Genomic DNA, 25741 nt, shown 5'->3' on the forward strand with positions numbered 1-25741 from the left:
ACTCATACGTTCTTCCTACGATCCTGACTCAAAATCAGTTAATTAAGACAAAGTTGTAACCTTTATATGTCTGTAATGAATATCACGATCTTTGAAAATAAATAATTTAAAATCTTCTCTTGACAATAAGTTCAGAATTTGAAAAAATACTAACGAACGTTAGGTAGGAGGTATTGGTGATGAGCGCCACACAGATCATGCAAGCCGCACTTGTTCATTTTGCAAAAGACGGGTACGAAGGAGCCTCTTTGAAAAGTATCGCTGATGATTGCGGCATAAAAAAACCCTCGATATATGCTCATTTTGCAAGCAAAGAGGATTTGTTCATGCAAGTGTTAAAGGCCGTCTTCCAAAAACAAGAGGACAAGATTCAGCAGTATTTCAAAGATCATGCATCGCTCCCACTTGAAGAGTTGTTGAAGGGATTATTAATACGTAAACTCCGCGACTACCATGAGGATCAAGAGGCAAAGTTCTTTCTAAGGATGTCATTCTTCCCGCCTAACTCGCTTTATGACGAAGTCATGGGCATGGTCTATCCTTTTCTGGATAACCAAGAGGAAAATGTGGCTACACTGCTGGCTGCTGGCTGTCCTGTAAACGGAAAGATTATTCAGAACCCGCGGCAAGCAGCGCTCGCCTTCATCACACTGATGGACGGGATTGATGTGGAAACTCTTTACGGCGGTGAAGAGCGCTCAGCTCGGCGACTGGAGCAGGCATGGCCCGTGTATTGGCTAGGTGTAACTAAGGTAATAGGACATCAAGAATAATAATGAAGGAGTATCTGCTATGAACCGCAATTGGATATATGTGCTGCTCAGCGGTCTCGTTGAAATTGTCTGGGTGATTGGATTAAAGCATTCCAGTAATGTTTGGGAATGGCTCGGCACTTTACTCGCTATATGCGCAAGCTTCTATCTCATTATCGAAGCAGCGAAACGCCTTCCGGTGGGAACGGTTTATGCCGTCTTCACAGGAATCGGAACCGCAGGTACCGTTGCTGCTGAGATGCTCTTATTCGGAGAACCTTTTAAACTTGTCAAAGTCCTTCTGATTGGTGTCTTGCTGGCGGGGGTTATCGGGCTTAAGCTCGTTACCGATGATTCATCAGGTCAACAAGATAAGGAGGTGACTTAGCTGATGGCATGGCTCGCATTGATTTTGGCAGGAGGATTTGAAGTCACGGGTGTGATCGGCATTAAAGGTGTTTCCCAGCGGAAAGGATGGCCTTATCTCGCACTCATGGCATTATCTTTTGCCGCTAGTTTCTCTCTCCTGTCCTTCGCTATGACAACGCTCCCGATGGGAACTGCTTATGCTGTATGGACCGGTATCGGTACGGTAGGCAGTACAGTAGCAGGTATGTTCTTGTTCGGAGAGCCTAAGGAGTGGCGCAGAGTTCTGTTCATCTCGATGATTTTGTGCTCTGCTGTTGGCTTGAAGGTGCTCACGTAATCTTCATAAGAAACGGTCACAACTGCTCAAGTTGTAATGGCCGTTTCTTTTTTATATAATTAATTTTGACCAGAGGGTCAATGACAGAACCACATAGTTCTATATAGCGAGGTGAGTAACGGATTGTCGGATAAGACAGCAGAGAAGCGCAAGCAGATTATGGTGACCGCTATGCAGCTCATTTCAAAGAAGGGTTCCGCAGCAACCTCCATGCAAGAAATTGCGGAAGTATGCGGAATGTCCAAGGGAAGCCTCTACCTTCATTTTAAATCAAAAGAGGATCTGGAAAAAAGTATCTATGAATATATTGCGCTTCGAATCCGTGATGAAGTTGTTCAGGTGGATCAGGAATCTCATCTTGCCCCGAAGGAGCAGCTTCGCAAGCAGGTTGAGGTGTTACTGGTACATTTCCTCGAAGTGCGCGAATTTCTATTGAAGCAAATTCATGAGAATCCGGGATCAGGTAAACCGCCTTTCGAACATGAGTGTGCTCATCAAGAAATGAATAATGCTCTTCTATGGTTTAAGAATAAGCTTCGCTCCGTTTACGGGGAAGAAATTGAGCCCTATACGATGGAAATTGCCATGTTTGTTGGTGGTATGCTTGGCGCATACATACGATTCTTATTCCTCCCCGGCTTACCGCTGAATGTCGGAATTCTAACGAATCATCTCACGACCATGCTCGATGATGTAAGCGAGAGTCTGTTGTCCCGGAAACCAGCCCCTCTTGTACCTATTGAGACATGGGAGCAACTTGCAGGCATAAAGCCTGAAGAGACAAGGTTCTCACGTCATCCACTCGTTGTGATCAAGTCACTTAAGCTGAAGCTTAAAGAGCTTCCTCTGGAGACAGAGACACTTCACGATGCGTTAGACTCTCTAAGTCTAATGGAGAAAGAACTACTCGATATGCACCCACGCCGGGTGGTACTTCGAGGTATGCTTCGAAACCTTGAAGGTATTGAGGGCATAGATGAGCTGTACAGTGAATTAAGCACAACAATCCACGGCGTTCTGGACCTCTATCTTTTCTCGGATGGACGGATTCAAGAAGAGCTGTAGATTTATAGACAAAAAGGTAATTTGGAGAGGAGAACGAACCGCCTTATGAAAGGAATTATTAACTTCTCGCTTCGGAACAAGTTCGCTGTCTGGCTGTTAACCATTATTGTTACTTTTGGTGGGTTGTACAGCGGATTGACCATGAAACAAGAGACGATTCCGAATATCAACGTCCCCTTCTTAAGTGTTACAGCAATTTACCCAGGGGCTGCACCTGAGGGTGTCGTACAGGATGTCACGAAACCGCTGGAAACCAGACTACGAAACGTAGACGGGGTTAAGACAGTCACCTCGACTTCCATGGAGAACGCGTCTAATTTATTTATTGAATTCAATTATGGCGTGGATCTCGATAACGCAACTGCAGCCGTTCGAGAAGCACTCAACGAGGTAAAGTTGCCAGATGATGTACAGAAACCTCAAATTTCCAAGTTCAGTTTGAATTCGATGCCTGTTGTATCGCTCAGTATCGCGAACAAAGAAGGCACTGAACTAGATGAGCTTACACGCATAACGGAGAACGATATCGTACCTGAGCTTGAGGATCTCGAAGGTGTTGCTTCCCTTCAAGTTTCTGGTCAATTCGTTAATGAAGTAAGTATCAAGTTCGACCAGAAGAAAATGGATGAGCTTGGCCTTACGGAAGATACCGTTAAGGGAATCGTTCAAGGCTCTGCCCTTTATGCCCCTCTCGGATTGTTCGAGATGGAAGAGTCACAAAAAGCGGTGGCAGTCGATGGCGGCATCATCGGTATTGATGATCTGAAGAATATCACGATTCCTGTTATGCCTAGTGGCGCTGGTGCTGGCGGAGCAGGAGCGCAAGGCGTTGGCGGGGCACCTACAGCAGGAGCTGGGGCTGCTACTGGACAAAATGGAGCTGACAATGCTGCGGGTGCTCCTAACGGAGGAGCTCCTCTAGCCATTCCGACCGTAAAGCTTAGTGAAATTGCCGACATTCAAGTCGTCGGAAAAGCTGAGTCCATCTCCCGCACCAACGGTAAGGAATCAATCGGTGTTCAAGTCGTAAAAGCCAATGACGCGAACACCGTAGATGTCGTTAACCGAGTGAAAGACAAGACAGAAGAATTAAAAGAACTGTATCCGGGCATGGATCTAACCATCATGCTTGATCAAGGTAAGCCTATCGAAGATTCCGTTCATACCATGTTGTTCAAGGCTGTATATGGTGCCTTGTTCGCTGTAATCATTATTATGATCTTCCTTCGTAATATCCGTTCAACCATTATATCGATCATTTCGATTCCATTGTCGCTTCTCATCGCTGTGCTCTGTCTGCAGCAGATGGACATTACGCTAAACATGATGTCGCTCGGTGCGATGACGGTCGCTATTGGCCGGGTTGTCGATGACTCCATCGTTGTCATTGAGAATATCTACCGGCGGATGTCATTATCTACAGAGAAGCTGAAGGGTAGAGAACTGATTAGCGCAGCTACTCGAGAGATGTTCATACCGATCTTGTCTTCGACAGTTGTCACGATTGCCGTGTTCTTACCACTCGTACTCGTTAGCGGTATGGTGGGCGAACTATTCATGCCATTTGCAATGACGATGGTGTTCGCTCTTCTTGCATCACTCGTCGTAGCCGTTACACTCGTTCCTGCACTTGCTCACACTCTTTTCCGTAAAGGTGTTAAGAACAAGCGGAACCATGAAGAGAATCCAGGCTCACTTGCTCGCGGTTATCAAAATGTGCTGAGATGGACGCTGAACCACAAGCTGATTACTTTTGGTGCTGCTATTGTGCTATTGGTCGGTAGCTTGTTCCTCACGAAATTCGTGGGCGTAAGCTTTATGCCGGATCAAGAAGATAAATATGCGATGGTTACTTATTCACCTCAACCAGGCGACCGTCTGGAAGATGTGGAACAACGTGCATTGAAAGCCGAGAAGTACATTCTCGCTCAAGATGGAGTTCAAAGCATGCAATTCTCCATCGGAGGCAGCAACCCACTAGGTATGGGGTCAGCCAATTCCGGTCTGTTTTATGTCATGTACGACCCAGATACGAAGAACTTTGAGGATGTAAAAAAAGACTTAGTCGAAGGCCTCGAGACAGAAGTTCCTGAAGGTGTATGGGCAAGTATGGACATGGGCGGCATGGGCGGTAACCAGCTTACCGTTAATGTCTTTGGTGATTCACTCGATCAGATCAAGCCTGTAGCTGATGAAATTGCAGAACTGGCGAAGAAAGATACAGCCAGCTTCGAAAATGCAGAAACTAGCCTATCAGAAGCCTATGAGCAATACACATTAGTTGCGGATCAAGAGAAGCTTAGCTCTCTCGGTTTGACAGCAGGTCAACTCGCTATGAAACTCAGTCCAATGCGTGAACGTCCTGTATTGACTGAGGTGAAGATTGAGAATAAATCCTATAAAGTCTACATTGAAGCTGATAATCAGACTTATAAGAGCATCAAGGAAATTGAAAATGAGACGGTAACCTCACCGCTTGGCATGGAAGTTCCAATTAAAGACGTCGCTAAAGTGGAGAAAGGTACCTCACCGGATTCCATCACACGTATCGATGGTAAGATGGTTGTTACCATTAATGCTGACATTCTGACTACAGACGTAGGTAATGCTTCCGCTGATCTTCAAGCCAAAGTTGATAAAATGAAACTACCTGAGGGTGTTTCTGTCTCCTTCGGCGGCGTAACCGAACAGATTAATGAAACATTCGGTCAGCTTGGTCTTGCAATGTTGGCAGCCATTGCGATTGTTTACTTCGTTCTTGTTGTTACTTTCGGAGGTGCGCTTGCACCATTCGCGATCCTGTTCTCACTACCATTCATCGTCATCGGTGCAATCGTCGCCTTGCTTATTACAGGCGAAACACTGAACGTATCCGCTTTGATGGGTGTACTGATGTTGATTGGTATCGTTGTAACAAACGCGATTGTACTGATAGACCGTGTTATCCATAAGGAACGTGAGGGAATGTCTACTCGCGATGCGCTTCTTGAAGCAGGTGCAACACGTCTTCGTCCAATCCTGATGACTGCTCTTGCAACTATAGGAGCCTTGCTGCCACTCGTCTTCGGATGGGAGAACAGCGCAGGTATTATTTCTAAAGGGCTCGGTATTACGGTTATCGGCGGTTTGATCAGTTCTACACTGCTGACACTTGTCGTTGTCCCTGTGGTATACGAATTCCTCATGAAATTCCGCAAAAAGCAAATCGAAGATTAATTCAAAAAGGACACACTCCGAATTATAGGAAGTGTGTCCTTTTTTTCATTTGTTCTTATATGAAGAAGTACATCTAGACCTGATTGTAGCTTGTATCAATCATTGTCTCTATGCGAGTACAGGTTCACGAACCGGCTCTTTAACCGTCAGACAAGACTGTCTCCAAGTCCGAAGCATCGCCACATCGTACTCAAGGAACTCTGCAAGCAATCGTGATACCGATAAATAGATCGGACTCATCGTTGAAGCGTTTAGTTCTCTACATAGTGCAGGGATCCAGGTGAGTAAATGTTCTTCCAAGAATCGAATCTGGATATCCATGAGCTCGATCATGCTATCTTCGGAGTACAAACTATTCAGCATACGATCATGCAGTACCGTTATAAATTCAAGCTCAATTGCAAGGTGATCGTCAGGTTCGCCGCTCACTTTCTTAAAAGCGACCCCCGCCGATGCATAGAAATCAGATAGATCCTGTGCCGTACATGAGTAAGGAGAATAACGCGATTCCGCTAGTGGACGCTGTTTCGAATGCTGCAGCAATCTACGGTATTCGGCACCTTCCCTTTCGCAAATCTTCACGAGTTCCTCTGGTGAGCGGCCACTTAAATAATGCATAAGTTCACGGCCTCCACGAGTTAACTCAGCAGCTTTACTAATGCCATGACTGCGACTCCAATGTGCAACTAAAGATAGTGTAGGCTTGTGGCCTAGAAATTCAGTGAGCAGCTGATAAATCGTCCCGCGATTTTCCAGCCACCTGTGACAGACGTCAGGTACCTCCAATGTTTGAACAGACGATATCGCCATATCGAACCTCCTAATGGTGACCTCTTGTTGGATGTGATATCCTTCACAGTATATCGCAAATGACTGAACTATGGGTGATTTAATGAAAAATGATTCCCGGAAGTTTCTGAAAATTATGGAAATTATCCTGAAAACAGCGGCCATCCCGATCAGGATGGCTTAACTGTTAACTCAGGGCATATTTCCTAGGGGAAATTCATGTTCCTGTAACTACAGTATAAAGACACCTGAAAACGTTTTCTGTGATAGAGTTCACATGGATCGCATTTATATGCGAATTTTAAAGTTAAAATTTAATCTTTTATCATGTCCACTCCATTGACTCCCGCTTCGGCAATCGCTACAATGTGACCATGCTAGCTGGAGAGGGGATTCCGATAGATGAAACCAAATGTTGAACCACTGACGGACTCCTTTGGAAGGATCCATGATTATATCCGAATATCGGTAACCGACCGTTGTAATCTTCGCTGTGTGTACTGCATGCCTGAAGAAGGAATGGTATTTCAGCCGCATGACGAAATCATGAGCTATGAAGAGATTGCAGCTGTACTTAAAGTCCTTGCGCCAATGGGCGTGTCCAAGGTACGGCTCACGGGTGGCGAACCGCTCGTTCGCAAAGATTTAGAGTCTCTTGTCGCTATGATCTCCGCGATTGAAGGAATTCAGGATATTTCGCTTACAACCAACGGGCTTCTATTACCTTCTAAGGCCCGTCTTTTAAAAGAAGCAGGACTTACTCGGATCAACATTAGCCTTGATTCATTACAGGAAGAGCGCTATGCCTCAATTACCCGAGGTGGCGATGTGCGGAAGGTGCTTGAAGGCATCGAAGCTGCATATGAGGCTGGACTCGATCCGATCAAGCTCAATATGGTTTTAATGAAAGGTTTTAATGAGGATGAAATTCGAGCGTTTATTGCAATGACCCTTGAGCGTCCTCTTCATGTCCGCTTTATTGAATATATGCCCATTGGACAGGCTTCTGATGAATGGCGAAAAACATACATTCCTCTAAGCCATGTAACCGATGTTTGTCGCGAAGCGGGTTGGTCTATTCAAGAGGATCAAGGTCCCGCGGGTAATGGACCCTCTCGCAATATGAGAGTTGAAGGCGCGGCAGGCACTTTCGGGCTTATCCATCCGGTAAGTGATCACTTCTGTGACTCCTGCAATAGACTTCGCCTCACCGCAGATGGACATATTAAGGCTTGTCTCTATTGGTCTGATGAGTTCAACGTTCGCCGGGTTGCTCATGATCCGGAAGCCACAGCTGCATTATTCCGTAAAGCCTTAGGAAATAAACCGCAAAACCACGAGATGGCTCTAGCACTCGAGAAAAAAGCCCAAAGTCACACGCCCACTCATCGACGTATGTCGCAGATTGGTGGCTAAGGAGCGATTTCCAATCCATGCCCAGGACATGTAAACAAAGCAGCTTTCGGGAAATCCGAAGCTGCTTATTTCATTCCCTACCGTTCAGCACGTTTCACTCGGTCTCTACGAATCAAGAAATGTCACCCGAAGTAGAATCCTCCACCCACTTACATGCTGTAACATAGTCTTCAGGCTCATTCATGTTAAATAAATCCCGTGTAGTTTCCCTCCCTACTCGCTGGGACAAGTCTCCCACTGGAACATACAATACATGTAATTGAGCAAGCCAATCCATCATACGCAGTTCATTTCGGCTTAAACAGTTCGCAAGGCTAGTCTGAACATCCCGGTGATAAAGGGCAAAGAGAGGCTGTGCTTTACCTCCAACTACAGGTATTACCGCGTCGAGCTCAGTGCGTCCAACTGCCTCATCCCTAAGATCATGGGGCAAGTCCGCCCTTGTCTTTTCCACTTCGGTTTCTCTGGTCATATCACCTGCCGCAATTTGAATAAGCGCCTGCATCGTCTCTGCACTCACAAATGGCATATCACATGCCACAACCATATTCCAAGCTGTTTCAGATCTATTTAGACAAGCATGCAGCCCAGCCATTGGCCCCTTGCCGATATAAATATCCCTTACTGTTCTTAATCCTAGGAATTCATAAGACTTCGGGTTGCTGATGGAGATAAGCACTTCCCTGCATACCGCTCTAAGAGACAGTGCCGTGCGTTCAATGGAAGTAACACTGCCAACGGGAAGCATCGCCTTATCCCTCCCCATACGCCTCGAAGATCCACCAGAGAGGACGATGCCTGTCAAATCTATCGCTACTTCCGTTACATGAAAATCCATCTGAAAACTACCCATTTTCATCCTCCCAACCCTGCTCTTTATGGTTCAAATGTTGCTATGAGAATCGACTACTATTCCATCAAGAGTACATATATTACACTTGTATTACATTAACATTAAATGGATAATATCATAGAAGATGGTTTGTATCCCTTTTCAATGCGTGATACATTGAGAGAAGATATTCGGCTCTCAGGCCATTTTTCTGTATTGCATTCGGTTTGAAAGGAATGACCTATTTGCGGAATATGAACAATGATCAACCATCATTAAAGTCACTAAAACTATATAACTTTTTCATATATGGAACCATGGTCATATTCACCGGGTTCTTTCAACTATACCTGCAAGATATCGGAATGAGCAAAGTAGAGATTGGTAGCCTGATGGCTATTGCCCCGTTTGTCTCCGTGTTCGCTAACCCCTTCTGGGGGTATTGGAGTGATCGTGCAGAGAACATCAAGCGCGTTATTCTTATTATGATGACGGGAACGCTACTTCTTGTACAGTTTGTTTTTCAGGCGAATACGTATGCGATGATCTATTCAACAATGATTCTATTCTATTTCTTTCAAACACCCATGTTCTCACAGACGAACACCCTTATTCTAGGATATATCGAAGGTACAAGTCAGAAATTCGGCTCATTCCGGTTATGGGGTTCCATTGGCTGGGCACTAACAGCCGTTGCTGCAGGACCTGTGATTGACCGATTAGGATCCGGACGGATCTCCATTGTTTTCTCTATTATGCTGGTCATTGCAGCCGTCTTCATGTTGTCTCTTCCGAATATTCAGAAGACAACGGGCTCGGCTACCGTAAATTTACGCGGGTTTAGCAAGCTGTTCCTGAATCCTTATTTCATCTGGTTCATCCTGCTTGGTATTGTTGTCTCGATTCCTAATACGATGAATAACACGTTCATGTCCCTATATATCCTTGATCTCGGGGGTACTAAACAGATGGTGGGACTGGCTATTTTCTTCGCTTCAATATTTGAAGTAGCCGTCTTCCTGCTCTGTGACCGGTACTTGAAACGTAAGATCAATGTGTTAATTGGATGTCTGACAGTGGTAAGCCTTCTCTTCTCTCTCCGCTGGTTGCTTATGGCTGAAGCTTCAACACCGATGGAGGTTGCTCTTATTCAGGTTCTGCACTGCATTACCTTTGGCGGTTACTTCTATGTTGGAACTCAGTTGACTATGCTGTTTGTACCCACGCAGTACCGCGCGTCTGGACAGGCCATCTACACCTTATCCTGGAGCGGCATCTCTGGTGTCATCGGAGGTATTGCTGGGGGTTGGATGTTCCAGAACTTTGGCGCTCAAACCATGTACCGAACGGGTATGATGCTAGCCTTAGTTGGTGCTATTGGTTTCGGATGGATGTGGTATATGCTTCGCAAGCAAGAAGATATCCTGACGCCCGATCTGGAAACGGATGAGGATTATGAGGAAGAACCATACTCGACCCATTAATCAGATTGTAAAATAGGACAAGGCCCGGAAGTCTTCCCTCTAAAGGGAGCTTCCGGGCCTTGCTAGTTCTAGCGGGAGTCCGTGCTACTTAAGAATTCTTCGGCAGCTGGAATGAGCTTTTTAAGGATACAACCCGGTTAAATACAGGGCGACCCGGCTCAGAGTATTTAGAGTCTACATTAAAGTATCCATGACGGAAGAACTGGAATTTATCCTGCGGCTTAGCATCTATCATATTCCGTTCTACGAAGCCATGTACAATCTGTAAGGAATTCGGGTTCACGAAGTCGAGGAACGTCTTCTCTGGCGCCTCAGCTGCATCTTCGCTTGAAATAACATCCCCTGCAACTTCTTGCTCCAATTCTTCATCGGGCTCCTCATCTTTAATAAGAGGCTCGAACAAGCGGAATTCAGCAGGAACAGCTTGAGTAGCTTCAACCCAGTGAATAGTCCCTTTCACTTTACGTCCTGTAAATCCAGTTCCACTCTTTGTCTCTGGATCATAGGTGCAGTGAATTTCAACGACTTTGCCGTTCTCATCTTTAATAAATTCGTTACACTTGATGAAGTAGGCATGCTTCAAGCGAACCTCATTACCAGGGAACAGGCGGAAATACTTGTTTGGCGGATTCTCCATAAAGTCTTCCTGTTCAATATATATTTCACGAGAGAATGGAATCTGACGAACACCCATCTCTGGATTTTCCGTATTATTCTCTGCATCCAGCCATTCCACTTGTCCCTCAGGATAGTTCGTAATGACCACTTTGAGCGGATCAAGCACAGCCATCGTACGCGGAGCCTTCAGCTTAAGATCCTCGCGGATAAAGTGTTCCATCACTTGACGATCCACTTGTCCGTAAGCCTTCGATATGCCTGTCTCATAGACAAAATTCCGAATCGCATCCGGTGTATATCCGAGGCGACGAAGACCCGAAATGGTCGGCATGCGCGGGTCATCCCAGCCATCCACATAGTTCTCATCCACAAGCTGCTTCAGTTTACGCTTACTCGTTACCGTCTGGGCTACGTTCAAGCGACCAAACTCATACTGATGCGGAGTAGCTGGCATTTCACACTCTGCGATAACCCAATCATAGAATGGACGCTGATCCTCGAACTCGAGGGAACAGAGGGAATGAGTAATCCCTTCAATCGCATCCTCAATAGGGTGAGCAAAAGCATACATCGGATAAATGCACCACTTATCTCCCGTATTATGGTGGTGTGCATGAGAAATTCGGTAGATAACCGGATCACGGAGATTGATGTTCGGAGAAGACATATCGATCTTCGCACGAAGAACACGCTCTCCATTAGCGAACTCACCCGCACGCATTTTCTCAAATAGTTCAAGGTTCTCTTCAACAGTGCGATCCCGATATGGGCTGTTCTGTCCGGGCTCTGTTAGCGTTCCGCGGTTTGCACGAATTTCATCTGCTGACTGATCGTCAACGTATGCCTTTCCCTTCTTGATCAGAAGCACTGCGCGGTTGTACATTTCTTCAAAATAATCGGAAGCGAAGCGAAGCTGATCCCAGTCATAGCCGAGCCACTTCACATCTTCTTTAATGGAGTTTACATATTCAACATCTTCTTTAACCGGATTCGTGTCGTCAAAACGAAGATTCGTTCTGCCGCCGAACTCAGCTGCTAATGTGAAGTTGATCCAAATCGCCTTTGCGTGACCGAGATGAAGATATCCATTCGGTTCAGGTGGAAAGCGAGTTACAATCTCTTTGACTTTACCGGATTTCAGGTCTTCGGTAATGACATTTTTTATAAAGTTGGAGGGTGTTTCAGGATGGTTCTCCACGTTAATCAACCTTTCGTCCTGTATATTCTCTCTTTTCCTGTATAAACGAGTTTCTTATAAATATACCTGTATCGCCCGGATTGTTCAAGGAATCTGCAAGGATTAAAGACTTCAACCGTATGTAGTAGGTGATCTCTGTTTTAAAAACGAGACATAAAAGAAATATCCTACCCTAGCAATCGTTAAAAACGGCTTTGACGAGGTCTTTTTTTTAGTTTAGCATGGAAGAAAATAGCGAAAAGGAGGTCCGTTAATCCGATGAAACCAGTGAAATTTCCGAAAGAGAAGCGCGAGCTTCTCATTGAGCAGATTCAGGAATATTTCGAAGTAGAACGCGGCGAAACGCTCGGACACTTAGCAGCGGACAACATGCTTGAGTTCTTCATGACCCATATCAGTCCTCATGTATACAATCAAGCTCTGGATGATTGCAGACATCTCGTCACCCAGCGGATGGTCTCCATGGAGGAGGACATCTACGCGCTTGAGCAAAAAGTAAAACCTGTCCGCTGATCTTATCTATCAGAATAAAGGAGTTGGATCATGTTTACATATGCTTTAGATGATCATGTAGAACTGCGCCCGCTTGCACCCGAACATGCACGCGCCCTTTATGAACTTACGGATCGGTCACGTGACCGTCTTCGCCAGTGGCTTCCTTGGGTGGATTCCGTTACGGAGGTTGAACATAGCGCCAACTATATCAAAGGAGCAATGAAGCAGGCTGCTGATAACGGTGGATTCTCCGCAGGTATCTGGGTACGTGAGGAATTAACAGGAACGATTTCATTTCACGAAATCGATTGGAATAATCGATCTGTCGGCATCGGTTATTGGCTCGATAAACAGTTCCAAGGACAAGGACTCATGACAAGTGCTTGTCGGGCTTTCACGGACCATGCGCTTATGCGGATGGGGCTGAATCGTGTAGAAATTCGCTGTGCTACAACCAATCGCCGCAGCCGTGCCATTCCGGAACGTTTAGGGTTTGTTTTGGAAGGCGTTATCCGTGAGGCTGAGAAACTTCCCCAAGGTTACGTCAACCATGCAGTGTATGGCATGATCCGTAGCGAATGGAAACGAATGAGATAGTGCTTTTGCAATTTTAAATCGAATAAATAGAAAACAAATAAGCATACCCATTTTCCTTATTAAGGAACTTTAGGTATGCTTATTCAATTACTGGATTCATCAATCAGCATGAGGATTCCAGCTTATCCAGCCATCCTTGAAATTTCGTACGGACACTTTCAGCTAAAACCTCAAGATCAATCATTCGGCGAAGCGCAGCTGCCTCCTGTCGTCCATGGGTAAGGAGCTGTAGAATATTCAGAATACTCACCTGATCAGGGTGAGACTCTAGCTGTGTGATTCGTGAATCGGCTGATAGATATCCTTCTTGCAGCACCCGTAAATAGAACCCGCTATACCCCGTCTCTAGCACCCGAGCTGGCATGTCCTTCACACCATGCTTCTGAGAAAGCTTGAAGCAAGGATAGCGCGGCTGACTCACTTGTACAACTGCCTCACCAATCTGATACACATCACCAATACATACTTTATCTTCAAGCAGACCTCTTACCGTAAGATTCTCACCGAACGAAGCGTATTCCATCTTCTTCGCCAAGACTGCCTCCCAGTAGGCATAGTGTTCAAAAGGATACACACAAACTGCCTTATCTGGTCCTCCATGAAACACCAGATCAGCTTGTCCATCCCCATCAATTTGAACTGAACTTAAATAAAGCGGTCCCTGTACCGGTTGTTTATAGATTCCTGTTGATAGGGACTTACCGAGATAATCGACTGTAATCGGCTTACCAATATTCAGAGACACGATGTCTGCTGCCATCAATAATTCCCTCCGTATGTCCTTTTGATTAACACTATACACTAATGAAGATGGTATCCATATTATATAAAGTAACCCATTAAGATATCATCAACATAATGCCCATCAATGAAAAATTCCCGTTCTAACCGGCCTTCTTCGTGAAATCCGCATGTCTTATAAAAAGAAATAGCACCCGGATTACTTGAAAGTACTCTCAGCCTCAACTTGCGCTTATGCTCTAATCTCGCCATATCTTTAGCTGCTTGCATAAGCCGGCTGCCTAGCCCCTTCCGCTGGTAAGAAGGATGAATCGCTATATTTAGCTCTAGTACATGGTGATTACTCTCAAGTCCTGTTGGAGTACGAAAACCGACATATCCACAGATATCATCTTCACATACTGCCACAAGCTGTGAGCCGGGTGGGCAGTGCAGAAGATAATTATCTCTTGAGCTCCAATGTAACGGCTCTGGAGCCGTGTACTTGTCCCATACGATATCGTCAATCTCCATGAGCTGAGCGGCATCCTTGATCTCGGAGAATCGGATCGTTACGGTTTGCTGACTTATACTCATGCTCTCATCCCTCATTTCGATAACAATCTTCCTTCATTATATCACTCAAGTGAAATTCACAAGGTTCAATTCATATATGCTAGGCTGCAATACTTTCACTTATCTGGTTACGCTTGCTTAACTTTGAATGAACAAGGAATGATAGAAGTGACATCACAGCCGTGCCCACCGCGAGCCAAGCTACTGGCGTGAGCCCACCACCATCGTATAGTGTTCCCATCGCATAGGGCCCTACAACACGTCCAGCTGCCCCCATCCCACCTGCAACGCCGATGTAAAATGGAGCATGATTCCCTGCACGATCTGCTATATATGCAGGTATCGCTGGTGAGATCAGCATCTCCCCAAGTGTGGCAAGAATCATCGCTAACACAAAGCCGGGATAGTTATTCATCACCACGATGATCATATACGCCGCCATATAGAATACCGCACTCATGGTCATCTGAGCAGTCTCCGTACGGGCGAACCAGCGTTTAATCATTGTTGTCAGTGGCTGAGCCACAAAGATCAAGATTCCATTGAGCGTCCACAAATAACTAAAAGCGGTCTTAGACATCCCCTCAGAAATAATATGCGGCGACACGCCATTATTCCATACCGAAACACCAAACCACATAAACAGAGACCCAAAGCCCATGAATAGATAAATCCGAATGTTCCGCAGCAGCGCCCAAGCACCGGGACCCGCTGGTAAAGGTGTCTTCACTTGTGGCGAGTGACCTTTTTCCTCTGGATTCTCAGCTTCTGATCCATCTAATCGCGTTAAATAGACTAAGAAGAAAATAGCAAACCCGAGTGAGGTTATACCGTTTGCCACAAAACTCAGATGGTAGGATATTTCGGCAAGAAATCCACTCATGGCTGTTCCAATCGCAATACCGATGTTGTTAGCTACGTAGATTACGTTAAACAACTCTCCGCGCCGATCCGCAAAACGGAATCCGACAAAAGCCTGTATCGCTGGCAGCGATACCGCATTGCAAAATCCGATAAATAGCATCATCGGTAGCAAAAGCGACCAATATCCGTTGATAAACGGCAGTGAAAACAAACCGAGTGCATTCAGCATCAGCGACCCTACGATTAATCGCTTCACCCCGATACGGTGATACATGGCGCCACCAAGCAGCTGTCCGGCGATCCCACCCACGGATTGGATAAGGATAACAAGTCCTGCGTCTTGCATATTGCGACCGAGCTCATCAAACACATACATCGTTGTTAGTGGCCACATCAGTGAGCCACCAGCGGAGTTTACGAGGCTTGCTACTAGAAAACCCCTTACTTCCTTAGGATACTGTTGTAAAAATTTCATCTGTCTCTCCCGTATTCTCCTAAAATTAAGAAGAAACGGTTTCCCACTCCATCGGGAGCGTTAGCCGTTTCTACGATAAAACCTCATATTCAGCATTTCAATCGTATGATTGCAAAATACTCAAATAATGCATATCAAAAAGTAGAAACGACTTTCCTTGTGCCTTATCAGCATGGCGAAAGAACGTTTCTACTAGTTCGCATATGAAAAAAGTTATCTTTGGCCTCGACATACAGTATTGCTCAATTCAGCGCCGCAGGCAAGCACATTCAGTGACGCTTCACCTTAATAGGCTATTCTATACTTCTCTTCTCCCCGTAAGCTTCCTCTCCCTTGCAGGAATACGAATTTGTGCCGTCGTTCCGATCCCAACCCTACTATATATAGAGACACCATATTCGTTCCCGTAATGCAGCTTCACACGCTGATCAATATTTCGGATACCGCACCCCATATGGCTATCATCTCTAGGATCAAATATCTCCTTGATTCTCTCTTGCTTCATACCCAGACCATCATCAATAATTCGGTAAACGATATCCTTGCCTTCCTTAGTTACCGAGACCCGAATATGAATTCGATCCCCACTCCAAGCATGTTTGAGCACATTCTCAATAAAAGGTTGCAAGATAAGTTTTACCGTCTCATACGGCCAAATATCCGCATCAATATCATAAGTGACTTCCATCCTCTGTCCATACTTCACCTTCTGGATGTCCAGATAAGCATTTGCCTGCTCAATCTCTGTTACAATGGGAATCATCGTTTTCCCTGAATTTAGAGTGAGACGATAAAATTGGGCCAGCTGTACGACCATATCCTGAAGCTTCTCAGTCTCTCCAAATTTAGCGAGCTGGTTAATCGATGATAATGTATTATATAAAAAATGTGGATTGATCTGTGATTGGAGCATCTCAAGCTCCGCTTCCTTCTTTTGAAGCTGAGTCAAATACACCTTATTAATTAATGATTCAATATCTTCACCCATCGCATTCAGTGCTGTCGCAATCTGAGGGAACTCCCCTTTGCCACGATACGTAATCCGCTTATGTAAATCTCCTTCACGGAATGCATTAAGTACGCCTACAATCTTTAGAATCCGCTTCGAAAAAGATTGCGAGATAAGATACCCAGTGTATGCAAAAAGGAGAACGCAGATCAGACAGATAATAATGAACACCGTCCGAACTCGCTTCGCTTCTTGTTCAATAATGTTTAAGGGTACTTGGGCAACGATCTTCCAATTCTTCTGTGGCAGATCTTCTTGTAGGGTTAAATACTTCTTCTCATCATATTTTGCCGGTATAGCATATTTACTCACCTTGTTCTGTGACTCATCACGATCTTCTAAATCCTGTCCAGAAGTGAACACTACATTACCCACGGGGTCCAGTACCGATAGTATACTTCCTTCACCGAGCTTCGTGTAATCCACACTATCGAACAACTCCGATAAGCGCACACTAAAACGCATGATGCCTATCTCCTTGATTTCAAGTGGATTGTTCATGTCCAGCATCCGTCGAATCATGGATATTCGCTCGTCTCGCGCATCCTCTTCGACCTGCCTCCATACCATTGTCACATTGAAAACTTCTTCAGGAAGTGTAAAATACCAAAACTTATTGGATATATGCTTCATATAGTAGATATCGTAGGTCTGTTCATTGAAATTTTCGCCTCTACCATTACTCCAATTTCTGTAACTCTGAAATAATGTTTGATTATGAAAATATACAGATAATCTTAAATTAAGGCCAACCGCCTTCGCAGCACTCTCTAACTTGGGACTGATTATATCATTCATGCGATTATGATTATCAAGGCCATACAAATTCCTACGAACGCTCTGGGCTAATGTAGTATCATCATACAGTGTAGCTGATGTTTGGACGATATCATCTACTTTGTAGGCTACGTTATCTCTAATCTGTTTAAGTGTCCCTTGGATGTTCACCCGCGTTTGTTTTCGCATCGTTTCATCGTACATGGAATGCGATATATAGAAGTTAACCGAAACCAGTATCACAATAAATATTAAAAAAGTAAGCATTAACTTGTAACCGATCGGTATATACCCTAACTTCTTTTTGTTTCCTTGGCGTAAAGGAATCCAGCGTCTATTCATTCGAGCTCTCTCTTTCGATATTCCATAGGTGTCATACCAAACTTCTCTTTAAATTGCCTACTGAAATAAGGGAGATACCGGTATCCTACCTGATCGGCTACTTCATAAATCTTCATACCTGGCTGCTTTAATAATTCACACGCCTTTTCCATACGGAGCTGGACAAGAAGTTCATTAAACGTACTCCCTGACTTCTCTTTAATCAGGAAACCTATATGACTAGGCGAAAAGGAAAAATGCTGTGCAATATCCTTTATCGTAATATTCTCACTCATCCGTTCTTTCATCGTTTGGATCACACTTCGAATAAATTTACCATTCTTAGAATTACTCTTCTCGTATAGACTTTCAGAGATTTCAAATATCCGATATATAAACCAGGAGCGAATATCACTCACTGTATCGAATTTCATCAAAATATCCAGATGATGAATCTCCATTCCTAGCAAATCAAACAAATCTTCGTTTCTGCTCGTTAAATATTGATCCAACTTCCAAATGATATAATTAGACATATTGTGTACAGTAAATCGGGAACGCAGACTTTGAATCGAACCGAATAAGTTCTCCAGTTCATCACAGATTTGGACGAGTTCGTACTCCTCCATGGCCTTAATTAGTGTATTCATCCGTTCATCCAGCATCCTTGCATCAAGCATGCCAGGCTCACCGCTTACGTCTTCGAACCGAATTACACTTCCCTTACCAAGAAACATCTTTCCTTCAACGGCCTCAACTGCTTGTCTATAAGATAGCTGCAGCTCATCTAACGATTGTACTGGCTCACCAATTCCGGTTGTAATCGAAGAGGATTCCATTTTACTTTGAACTGCTGTTGTTAATGCCTCTACTATTTCATTGGTGACAGCGTCTTCAATTAATATCGCAACTCGATGCGAGGATAATTTACAGTATGGAACGGGCCCTTGTGCTGAGATCGCCTCGTGAATGTATTGCAAGAACATGCCTGACATCTCTCGCTGTGAAGAAAATCCTACAGCTTGTCGCCATGGCAAATTATCAAGCTCCATCACAACGACGCGAATCGGCCAGTTCAGCTGATCAAATTCCTGAGATATACTCATTTTTGTCATCGCCTCATCCGTTTCTTCACGTTCAAGTAAACGTATGAGAAAATCGCTTTTGACGATGGGTATCATTTCATGATAAGCCTGCTCCACTTCACGCTGCTTCATCTCTTCATCAAGATCTCGTTTCACCTTCAGTAATGAAGATACAAGCTCCTTATCATTCATTGGCTTCAGCACATAGCTGTATGCTTTTAGTGAAAGAGCTTCCTGAACGTAGCTAAACTCTTGGTATCCACTGACAAATATAATTCGTATATTAGGTTTGCGTTCTATGGCAATACGCGCAAGCTCAAGCCCAGACATATAGGGCATGTTAACATCGCTTACTAAAATATCAACATTCTTACTCTCAAGAATTTTACAAGCTGATAATGCATTATTAACACTATCCACTACCTCCATGCCGAGATCAGGCCAAGGAATAAACCTCTTCATTCCTTCCAAATCAAGCTCTTCATCATCTACGAGCAGCACCTTGTACATGGAAATCCCCCTAGCTAATTGTAAAAATTGCCCTTATTTGCATACTCATATCATACTATACATATTGCTCTATTGGATACATATACAAGGGTAAGAGTTCTTAAAAAAGAACCATCCCAAAGAGTAAATTGAACTCCTTGGGATGGTTAACTACTTTATTCGATTACAAGATTACTTTTTCATTTTTGCAACGTTTGCCTGCCACTTTTCTGTACGGAAATCAAGAAGCTGTTGGTAACCCAGATCCATAAGATCTTTGTTTCCTTGATCAAGGATTTGATCTACTTCTTCATCACTCTTCGCCATAACCGATTTAGCATAAATCTCTAGGAACAATTCATCTACAGATTTACCAATAATATCTTCATCTGAGTTTGGAGCTGCATCAAGGCCAACAAATTCAGTAATGTTTAATTGTGTCGGCCAAGTAACTGTTTGTTGGTAACGCACTTCCCACTGCTGTTCTTCTTCAGGAAGGCTCTCCATATACTTCCACTTAGCAGGGTCAATGTAACTTGTATTACCTACAAGCTGCCACGGGCTGTTCTCAGCAGAGATTTTTGTTACTTCTTCTCTATCATAGTTCTCTGTGAAGTTTGGTTGACCATTCTCATCGAAACCTTTCCAGTTCTTTCCTTCTGGACCGAAGAATTGAACGTTCATACCTTCAGGACCTGTCATCCAGTCAAGGAATGCGAAGATTGCCTCTGGATCTTCAGCTGCAGTCGTAATATGTGCAGCGTTCCATCCAAAGCTCGTGTAAGTACCTGCTGTAATTTTGTTCTTATCTAGTCCTGGCTTATGAATTGGCCAAATCATGAAATAACCGCCATCTGGATCGTCTTTCGTTAATTCGATCTGTGCTTTTGCTGCGATATCTGTCGGGCTTGAACCCGCAAATACAGCCACTCGACCAGTCATTACTTTTTCTTTAACCATATCTTCTGTTTGGCTAAATGCATCTTGAGAAATCAGTTTTTCTCTGTAGAGCTTAGCGATGTACTTCTGAGCTTCACGGAATGTTGGATCTGTAAGTAATGATGTAAGTTTTCCATCTTTAGGAACAGCAAGTAGATTTGCTTTTAAGTTTGAATAGCTTACTTGCTCTCCAAATGCCGTATACAACAAACCAAGCCCTTGTCTATCTTGTGCACGGTGCGGCTCGAACGGAACGATTGTATCACCATACTTGTCTTTAACCATCTTCAAGTAGTTGTATAAATCTTCAGTTGTTTCAAGTGCTGGCTTACCTAGTTCTTCATAAATTTTCTTGTTAACTACATAACCTGCAGTACCATAAGGATTGGATGAATACCAGTTAGGGAATCTGTAGATCTTTCCATCTTCAGCGCGAAGCAAATCCAGATCGCCCATCCATGTTTTCAAGTTCGGATATTTATCGAGGTAAGGATCAAATGCAACGAGCTTACCTTCTTTTTGAAGACTTAGAATCATTGGCTCATCACGGTCTGTCCAGATCAGATCTGGTAGATCGTCAGATGCAATCATTGCACTCAACTTTTGCTTATGAGCTCCATTAGCCGCAATTACATCAATTTTTACTTGTTTCTCATCACTCAAGTACTTACCGAGCGGAACGCTTTCCCATTTAGGAAAGTCTATTCCTTCATAGTGAGCATAAGCTGTAAATTGAAGTGGCTTCTCACCAAGTACCCATTTTTCTCCAGAATCTGCTGGTGGAGTCTCTTTTACTGTCTCCTCCTTGTCTTTGGTTGGTGCTGGTGGTGTTGGTTCAGCTTTACCGCATCCGGCAAGAGCAGTAGCCAATACCATGATCAGTGAAACCATCAACAGTAAAGACTTTCTTGTCTTTCTCATTTACTAAACCCCTCTCATTCTAAAAATATATATGTTCAAAGCTATTCGCCTTAAACCGTACGTAAAATTACTCTTTCAGCGATCCTACAAGAACACCTTTTACAAAGTACTTCTGTACAAAAGGATATACAAGAACGATTGGCAAGGTGGCCACAATCATCATCGCCATTGTGAGTGACTTTGATGTGATTTGTTTGGATCGATTCATTAACATTACCGAAGCACTATCAAGTATGGCATTCGAATTCGTTACAATATTGGCATTCAGCGTCTGCCTTAAAATCGTCTGTATTGGCAATAAACTTTCAGTAGTGATATAGATGCTTGGTAGGAACCAATCGTTCCAGTGGCCTACCGCTGTGAACAACGATAGGGTTGCGATAACCGGACCGGACAGCGGAAGTATAATCCGGAAGAACATTCCCCAGTTGCTGCAGCCATCAATACTAGCTGACTCTTCCAACCCAGCAGGGAGACCTCTAAAGAAAGTTCGGAATATAATCATGTTCCACACACTAACTAAGGACGGAATAATAAACACCCAGAAGCTGTTCATCAAACCAAGCGAACGAATTAGGAGATAAGTCGGAATCAATCCTCCCGCAAAGTACATTGTGAATACAAAGAACACCATATAAAAATTCCGGCCGATCAAATAGCTACGAGTCATTCCGAATGCCAAGATGGCAGTCATTAGTATCGAAGTTGCGGTTCCGATTATAGTCCGACTAATGGATATAAGAAATCCATTACCCAATCGCTCATCCTTCAATATGATTTTGTAATTCTCCAATGTGAATTCTCGGGGCCAGAAAGTAATTCCGCCTTTAGCCGTGTCCACACCCTGGTTAAAGGATACGGCAATTGCATTCCAGAATGGATAAAGTGCAGAAAAGGCCAGTAAAGAAAGAAATACATAGATCGTGATAATCATGATCTTGTCACCAAGACTAATTCTCTTTAGCATGCTGTACCTCCTGAAGGCTACTGATAATTACCATAGACTGTTACCTGATCTTCGGGCCACATAGTTCGCGATCGTAAGCAGTACTATGCTGATGACTGCTTTGAACAATCCAATCGCAACTCCGTAAGAATAGCGATTTGAACCTAGACCGACTCGGTAGACATATGTATCAACAACATCAGCTACCGGCCTCAGTACAGGGTTGGAAGCCAAGAGCAAGATATCTTCGAAACCTGCATTGAGCAAGTTACCAATGGCCAGGATCATGAAAATAATAACAACTGGCATGATGGAAGGAACTGTAATCAGATAAATCTGCTTTGTCTTGCTAGCCCCGTCAATGTCTGCGGCTTCATACAGAGCTGGATCAATACTGGCTATGGCTGCAAGATAAACAATCGAGTTAAATCCAATCTCTTTCCATACGTTGGCCGAAATCAGGATTGACCAGAAATATTCCTTAATAGAAAGGAAGTTAATCGGTTCATCGATGGCTCCCACACTCTGAAGCAGCATATTTACACTACCGTTCTCTGTGGATAACATTGCCATGACAAATCCCGCGACTATAACCCAAGACAAGAAGTGAGGCAGGTATGTAATGGACTGGATTATTCTTTTGAAAAACATATGACGAACTTCATTCAATAAGAGTGCTAGGATAATCGGTGCCGGAAAACCGATGAAAAATTTAAGTAAACTGATAACAATCGTATTCCGAATAATCCTCTCAAACTCAGGAGCATTAAAAAATGCTTCGAAATGTTTTAAACCAACCCATGGGTTTTCAAAAATCCGTGAACCTGTAAATATGCTGTAATCCATAAATCCGGTAATTACACCGTACATCGGCAGATAGGCAAAAATGAAAACCAGAACAATTCCTGGAATGACCATAAGCTGAACATCCCATTGCTTCATTAAGCGTTTCAAGAAACTCTTGTTATGGACCTTTGGCTGCCGGGAAATCGGTGTTTGCTGCTGTCCCGCTGTAGATTGTGGCATCTTCTTCCTCCCGTAAAAATGATATAATGCGCAGCGATTCTCTGAATGCGTTTCCACTCCATTACTAATCGTTTGCATTTGACCTAATATCATTCTACCTTTGGAAATATATTGAAACTATATAATAAAACCCCGATTTTTTATACTTCGGCAGGAAAATGTTATAAAAGTATAAATTTATATCAAAATAAAAAAACTGCCATGTAGGTCTTATTGACCTAGAAGGCAGCCTCTATTTTTCAACTTTATTCCAGTTACTAAGTCCTATTCAAGCGAAACGGATCTTTCGTAAGTACTCCTATTTAGTTCCTTTAATCTTTCAGTTTAACCTCTACCACCGTCGAAAAGAATGTCGCTCCTTCTCCAAGATCAGACAACCGATCAGAAGTAAGGGCATTCGCCCGCTGTTTTCGACCTTCTCCTTCCCACCACAGACCCTGGCTTACAACGGTACCAGGAAGCATTTTATCTGTTACCTTAGCTCGCACCTCAAAGGTACCCCGGTCATTGTATACAGTTATCCACATACCATCCTCAATTTTTCTCTCCGCAGCATCTTCTGGGTGAATTTGCAGGAAAGGTTCTTTTTCCAGCTTCTGATGCTTAGGAACATTGGCAAACGTCGAATTCAGAAAATTATGATTTGGTGGAGAAATGAACATGAGTGGATATTTATGTCCTCGGCCTCGGCGGACTCCATCGTATCCTTCTTTTAATGGTACATAGGTAGGTAACGGGGGGAGCCCAGCAGCTTCTAAGCTTGCTGAATACAACTCAATTCGGCCGGAGGCCGTTGGTAAATTGTCTAAATATGAGGCATATGGAGACATATCCAGCTTCACATGACGATGTTCCTTCAAACCGCTGAGTGTCACTCCGTTTAAATACGGATTATCTGGGTAATCCAATGCTCGAGCAATCATATCTTCTTCACTCTCTGCAAATGCAGCTTCATTAAATCCCATGGCTTGTCCCAAAAGAGAGAATAACTCTACATTGCTCTTACTCTCGCCAATAGGGGCAATAACCGGCTCTTGCAATTGAATATACTGATGCCAATAGGAGCCGAAGACATCCGTGTTCTCAAATGAAGAAGTAGCTGGCAGCACGATATCAGCATACTTGGCTGTATCTGTCATAAATAATTCATGGACAACAGTAAACAGGTCCTCACGTGCAAATCCGGTACGAACGCGCTCTGTATCCGGTGCTACGACGAGCGGATTACTACAATAAACAAACAGTCCCTTCACCGGATTCTCTGTCAGGGCAAGCGCCTCGCCAATTCGGTTCATATTAATCGTACGCGCTTCGGGATTGGGGCGCAGATCAGGCCGCTCTAGTGCATCGCTATTCATACTGTTATATCCACCGTTTGACTTCGAAGCGCCGCCGCCTGTTTTTAACCAGTGCCCTGTAATTGCCGGAAGACATGCAATGCTACGCACAGCCATCCCACCATTATCATGATGTTGAAGCCCGTTCCCAATGTGGATATAAGCCGCTTCTGCACGACCATACATTTCAGCTAATTGCTCAATCTGCTCAGCTGGTATCCCTGTAATAGACGAAACATACTCAGGTGTATATTGTTGAACATGCTGACTAAGCTCTTCATGTCCCACAGTGTACTGCTCCATAAATGCCTCATTCACAAGACCATCGCGGAACAAAATATGCATCAATCCTACGGCAAGCGCTGTATCTGTACCTGGGTGAAGAGGAATGAACCAATCCGCCCACTGGCCTGTCTGGTTTCGATGCACATCGATTACGACCACCTTAGCCCCATTCTTGCGGGCCTTCTCGGCTAGTATCACTTGATGCATATTCGTACTTACGATATTAGCACCCCAGACGATGATCATATCTGCATGAATGGTCTCCTCCGGTAACGTTCCCCCGTTAAAGCCCATCACGGATGTCCAGCCTGCCGTACCGGCAGAATTGCAAATACTCTGCTTCAGCTTGCTTGAGCCAAGTGCGTTAAAGAAACGCCGATCCATTCCATCCACACTAAGCACGCCCATATTGCCATAAAAACTATAAGGCAGAATGCTCTCAGAACCATACTCTTCGGATAATGACTTAAAGCGATCTGTAATTTCTGTGATAGCTTCGTCCCAGCTAATCCGTTCAAAAACCCCTTCTCCCTTCGGCCCCACTCGGCGCAAAGGATATCGAAGTCGTTCCGGGTGGTACACCCGCTCCGCCATATTCCGAACCTTATTGCAGATCGCACCCTTTGTAACCGGATGATCCGGATTCCCGGCCACCTTCACAATCTTCCCGTTCTCTTTATGCAGCAAAAGGCCGCAAGTATCCGGACAATCCAGCGGGCATACCGCCGGAAATACACCATTCTCTTCATGAATCATTCCGTTAACCCTCCTAGCTGCATCGATTCCTTTATCTTAAAACGGGA

General features: G+C 44.2%; 21 protein-coding genes. 9 read left to right on the forward strand and 12 right to left on the reverse strand.

The features are described 5' to 3' along the window. Positions 1 to 179 precede the first annotated feature (179 nt). The 5 genes from ACK8P5_RS23750 to ACK8P5_RS23770 all read left to right on the forward strand — a co-directional run bounded on the left by ACK8P5_RS23750 (position 180) and on the right by ACK8P5_RS23770 (position 5739). Positions 180 to 773 (forward strand): TetR/AcrR family transcriptional regulator, encoded by a 594-nt coding sequence (locus ACK8P5_RS23750; RefSeq protein WP_422658639.1) that lies wholly within the window; start codon positions 180 to 182, stop codon positions 771 to 773. Positions 774 to 792: 19 nt separating this feature from the next. Next, a complete protein-coding gene (locus ACK8P5_RS23755; protein WP_422658640.1) occupies positions 793 to 1140 on the forward strand; it encodes a DMT family transporter in 348 nt (115 codons plus the stop codon). 3 nt (positions 1141 to 1143) lie between these two features. Then, positions 1144 to 1458 (forward strand): DMT family transporter, encoded by a 315-nt coding sequence (locus tag ACK8P5_RS23760; RefSeq protein WP_422658641.1) that lies wholly within the window; start codon positions 1144 to 1146, stop codon positions 1456 to 1458. A gap of 123 nt (positions 1459 to 1581) precedes the next feature. Beyond that, a complete protein-coding gene (locus ACK8P5_RS23765; protein WP_422658642.1) occupies positions 1582 to 2523 on the forward strand; it encodes a TetR/AcrR family transcriptional regulator in 942 nt (313 codons plus the stop codon). 45 nt (positions 2524 to 2568) lie between these two features. Further along, entirely contained in the window at positions 2569 to 5739 is a 3171-nt protein-coding gene (locus ACK8P5_RS23770; RefSeq protein WP_422658643.1) for an efflux RND transporter permease subunit, read from the forward strand. A gap of 108 nt (positions 5740 to 5847) precedes the next feature. Here ACK8P5_RS23770 and ACK8P5_RS23775 read toward each other — a convergent pair whose 3' ends face one another. Beyond that, positions 5848 to 6549, reverse strand: coding sequence for a TorD/DmsD family molecular chaperone (locus ACK8P5_RS23775; RefSeq protein ID WP_422658644.1), 702 nt, complete (start codon positions 6547 to 6549; stop codon positions 5848 to 5850). 381 nt (positions 6550 to 6930) lie between these two features. Between ACK8P5_RS23775 and moaA the strand changes: the two genes are divergently transcribed. Then, positions 6931 to 7944, forward strand: coding sequence for a GTP 3',8-cyclase MoaA (gene moaA, locus ACK8P5_RS23780; RefSeq protein ID WP_422658645.1), 1014 nt, complete (start codon positions 6931 to 6933; stop codon positions 7942 to 7944). 112 nt (positions 7945 to 8056) lie between these two features. Here the strand turns inward: moaA and mobA are convergent, their stop codons facing one another. After that, positions 8057 to 8797, reverse strand: coding sequence for a molybdenum cofactor guanylyltransferase (gene mobA / locus ACK8P5_RS23785; RefSeq protein WP_422658646.1), 741 nt, complete (start codon positions 8795 to 8797; stop codon positions 8057 to 8059). Between the two features lie 224 nt (positions 8798 to 9021). Here mobA and ACK8P5_RS23790 point away from each other — a divergent pair, with 224 nt between their 5' ends. Next, positions 9022 to 10260: an MFS transporter gene (locus ACK8P5_RS23790; RefSeq protein WP_422658647.1), complete on the forward strand. Its 1239-nt coding sequence runs from the start codon at positions 9022 to 9024 to the stop codon at positions 10258 to 10260. A gap of 88 nt (positions 10261 to 10348) precedes the next feature. On the opposite strand, the gene ACK8P5_RS23795 is transcribed toward ACK8P5_RS23790, so the two are convergent. Next, on the reverse strand, positions 10349 to 12085 hold the full coding sequence (locus ACK8P5_RS23795) for a glutamine--tRNA ligase/YqeY domain fusion protein (protein ID WP_422658648.1): 1737 nt from the start codon (positions 12083 to 12085) through the stop codon (positions 10349 to 10351). A gap of 249 nt (positions 12086 to 12334) precedes the next feature. Here ACK8P5_RS23795 and ACK8P5_RS23800 point away from each other — a divergent pair, with 249 nt between their 5' ends. Together ACK8P5_RS23800 and ACK8P5_RS23805 are read left to right on the forward strand one after the other, a co-directional pair. Beyond that, positions 12335 to 12589: a DUF2164 domain-containing protein gene (locus tag ACK8P5_RS23800; protein WP_422658649.1), complete on the forward strand. Its 255-nt coding sequence runs from the start codon at positions 12335 to 12337 to the stop codon at positions 12587 to 12589. A 30-nt stretch (positions 12590 to 12619) separates the two neighbouring features. Next, entirely contained in the window at positions 12620 to 13168 is a 549-nt protein-coding gene (locus ACK8P5_RS23805) for a GNAT family N-acetyltransferase (protein WP_422658650.1), read from the forward strand. Between the two features lie 103 nt (positions 13169 to 13271). Here the strand turns inward: ACK8P5_RS23805 and ACK8P5_RS23810 are convergent, their stop codons facing one another. The 9 genes from ACK8P5_RS23810 to ACK8P5_RS23850 form a co-directional block, all read right to left on the reverse strand. Next, complete coding sequence (locus ACK8P5_RS23810; protein WP_422658651.1) at positions 13272 to 13928, reverse strand: MOSC domain-containing protein; 657 nt, start codon at positions 13926 to 13928, stop codon at positions 13272 to 13274. A gap of 62 nt (positions 13929 to 13990) precedes the next feature. Next, positions 13991 to 14485, reverse strand: a complete 495-nt coding sequence (locus tag ACK8P5_RS23815) for a GNAT family N-acetyltransferase (RefSeq protein WP_422658652.1) — start codon at positions 14483 to 14485, stop codon at positions 13991 to 13993. A 79-nt stretch (positions 14486 to 14564) separates the two neighbouring features. After that, positions 14565 to 15803, reverse strand: a complete 1239-nt coding sequence (locus ACK8P5_RS23820) for an MFS transporter (protein ID WP_422658653.1) — start codon at positions 15801 to 15803, stop codon at positions 14565 to 14567. A 298-nt stretch (positions 15804 to 16101) separates the two neighbouring features. Then, on the reverse strand, positions 16102 to 17931 hold the full coding sequence (locus ACK8P5_RS23825) for a sensor histidine kinase (RefSeq protein WP_422658654.1): 1830 nt from the start codon (positions 17929 to 17931) through the stop codon (positions 16102 to 16104). Then, positions 17928 to 19505, reverse strand: a complete 1578-nt coding sequence (locus ACK8P5_RS23830) for a response regulator (RefSeq protein WP_422658655.1) — start codon at positions 19503 to 19505, stop codon at positions 17928 to 17930. Before ACK8P5_RS23830 ends, ACK8P5_RS23825 begins: the two co-directional genes overlap by 4 nt. Before the next feature lie 171 nt (positions 19506 to 19676). Continuing rightward, on the reverse strand, positions 19677 to 21344 hold the full coding sequence (locus tag ACK8P5_RS23835; protein ID WP_422658656.1) for an extracellular solute-binding protein: 1668 nt from the start codon (positions 21342 to 21344) through the stop codon (positions 19677 to 19679). Positions 21345 to 21411: 67 nt separating this feature from the next. Then, positions 21412 to 22311, reverse strand: a complete 900-nt coding sequence (locus tag ACK8P5_RS23840) for a carbohydrate ABC transporter permease (protein WP_422658657.1) — start codon at positions 22309 to 22311, stop codon at positions 21412 to 21414. Between the two features lie 27 nt (positions 22312 to 22338). Next, a complete protein-coding gene (locus tag ACK8P5_RS23845) occupies positions 22339 to 23232 on the reverse strand; it encodes an ABC transporter permease (protein WP_422661567.1) in 894 nt (297 codons plus the stop codon). A gap of 395 nt (positions 23233 to 23627) precedes the next feature. Then, positions 23628 to 25694, reverse strand: coding sequence for a molybdopterin-containing oxidoreductase family protein (locus ACK8P5_RS23850; protein ID WP_422658658.1), 2067 nt, complete (start codon positions 25692 to 25694; stop codon positions 23628 to 23630). Positions 25695 to 25741: the final 47 nt, after the last annotated feature.

It is taken from the genome of Paenibacillus sp. EC2-1, assembly GCF_049311625.1.
Classification (GTDB): domain Bacteria; phylum Bacillota; class Bacilli; order Paenibacillales; family Paenibacillaceae; genus Paenibacillus_AQ.

Excerpts from the sequence above, each read along its gene's own strand:
- ACK8P5_RS23770 (WP_422658643.1), top strand. The coding sequence starts at position 2,569 with ATGAAAGGAATTATTAACTTCTCGCTTCGGAACAAGTTCGCTGTCTGG.
- ACK8P5_RS23760 (WP_422658641.1), top strand. The coding sequence starts at position 1,144 with ATGGCATGGCTCGCATTGATTTTGGCAGGAGGATTTGAAGTCACGGGT.
- ACK8P5_RS23850 (WP_422658658.1), bottom strand. The coding sequence starts at position 25,694 with ATGATTCATGAAGAGAATGGTGTATTTCCGGCGGTATGCCCGCTGGAT.
- ACK8P5_RS23800 (WP_422658649.1), top strand. The coding sequence starts at position 12,335 with ATGAAACCAGTGAAATTTCCGAAAGAGAAGCGCGAGCTTCTCATTGAG.
- moaA (WP_422658645.1), top strand. The coding sequence starts at position 6,931 with ATGAAACCAAATGTTGAACCACTGACGGACTCCTTTGGAAGGATCCAT.
- ACK8P5_RS23755 (WP_422658640.1), top strand. The coding sequence starts at position 793 with ATGAACCGCAATTGGATATATGTGCTGCTCAGCGGTCTCGTTGAAATT.
- ACK8P5_RS23810 (WP_422658651.1), bottom strand. The coding sequence starts at position 13,928 with ATGGCAGCAGACATCGTGTCTCTGAATATTGGTAAGCCGATTACAGTC.
- ACK8P5_RS23750 (WP_422658639.1), top strand. The coding sequence starts at position 180 with ATGAGCGCCACACAGATCATGCAAGCCGCACTTGTTCATTTTGCAAAA.
- ACK8P5_RS23805 (WP_422658650.1), top strand. The coding sequence starts at position 12,620 with ATGTTTACATATGCTTTAGATGATCATGTAGAACTGCGCCCGCTTGCA.
- ACK8P5_RS23830 (WP_422658655.1), bottom strand. The coding sequence starts at position 19,505 with ATGTACAAGGTGCTGCTCGTAGATGATGAAGAGCTTGATTTGGAAGGA.
- ACK8P5_RS23845 (WP_422661567.1), bottom strand. The coding sequence starts at position 23,232 with ATGAAGCAATGGGATGTTCAGCTTATGGTCATTCCAGGAATTGTTCTG.
- ACK8P5_RS23835 (WP_422658656.1), bottom strand. The coding sequence starts at position 21,344 with ATGAGAAAGACAAGAAAGTCTTTACTGTTGATGGTTTCACTGATCATG.
- ACK8P5_RS23820 (WP_422658653.1), bottom strand. The coding sequence starts at position 15,803 with ATGAAATTTTTACAACAGTATCCTAAGGAAGTAAGGGGTTTTCTAGTA.
- ACK8P5_RS23840 (WP_422658657.1), bottom strand. The coding sequence starts at position 22,311 with ATGCTAAAGAGAATTAGTCTTGGTGACAAGATCATGATTATCACGATC.
- ACK8P5_RS23815 (WP_422658652.1), bottom strand. The coding sequence starts at position 14,485 with ATGAGTATAAGTCAGCAAACCGTAACGATCCGATTCTCCGAGATCAAG.
- ACK8P5_RS23775 (WP_422658644.1), bottom strand. The coding sequence starts at position 6,549 with ATGGCGATATCGTCTGTTCAAACATTGGAGGTACCTGACGTCTGTCAC.
- mobA (WP_422658646.1), bottom strand. The coding sequence starts at position 8,797 with ATGGGTAGTTTTCAGATGGATTTTCATGTAACGGAAGTAGCGATAGAT.
- ACK8P5_RS23825 (WP_422658654.1), bottom strand. The coding sequence starts at position 17,931 with ATGAATAGACGCTGGATTCCTTTACGCCAAGGAAACAAAAAGAAGTTA.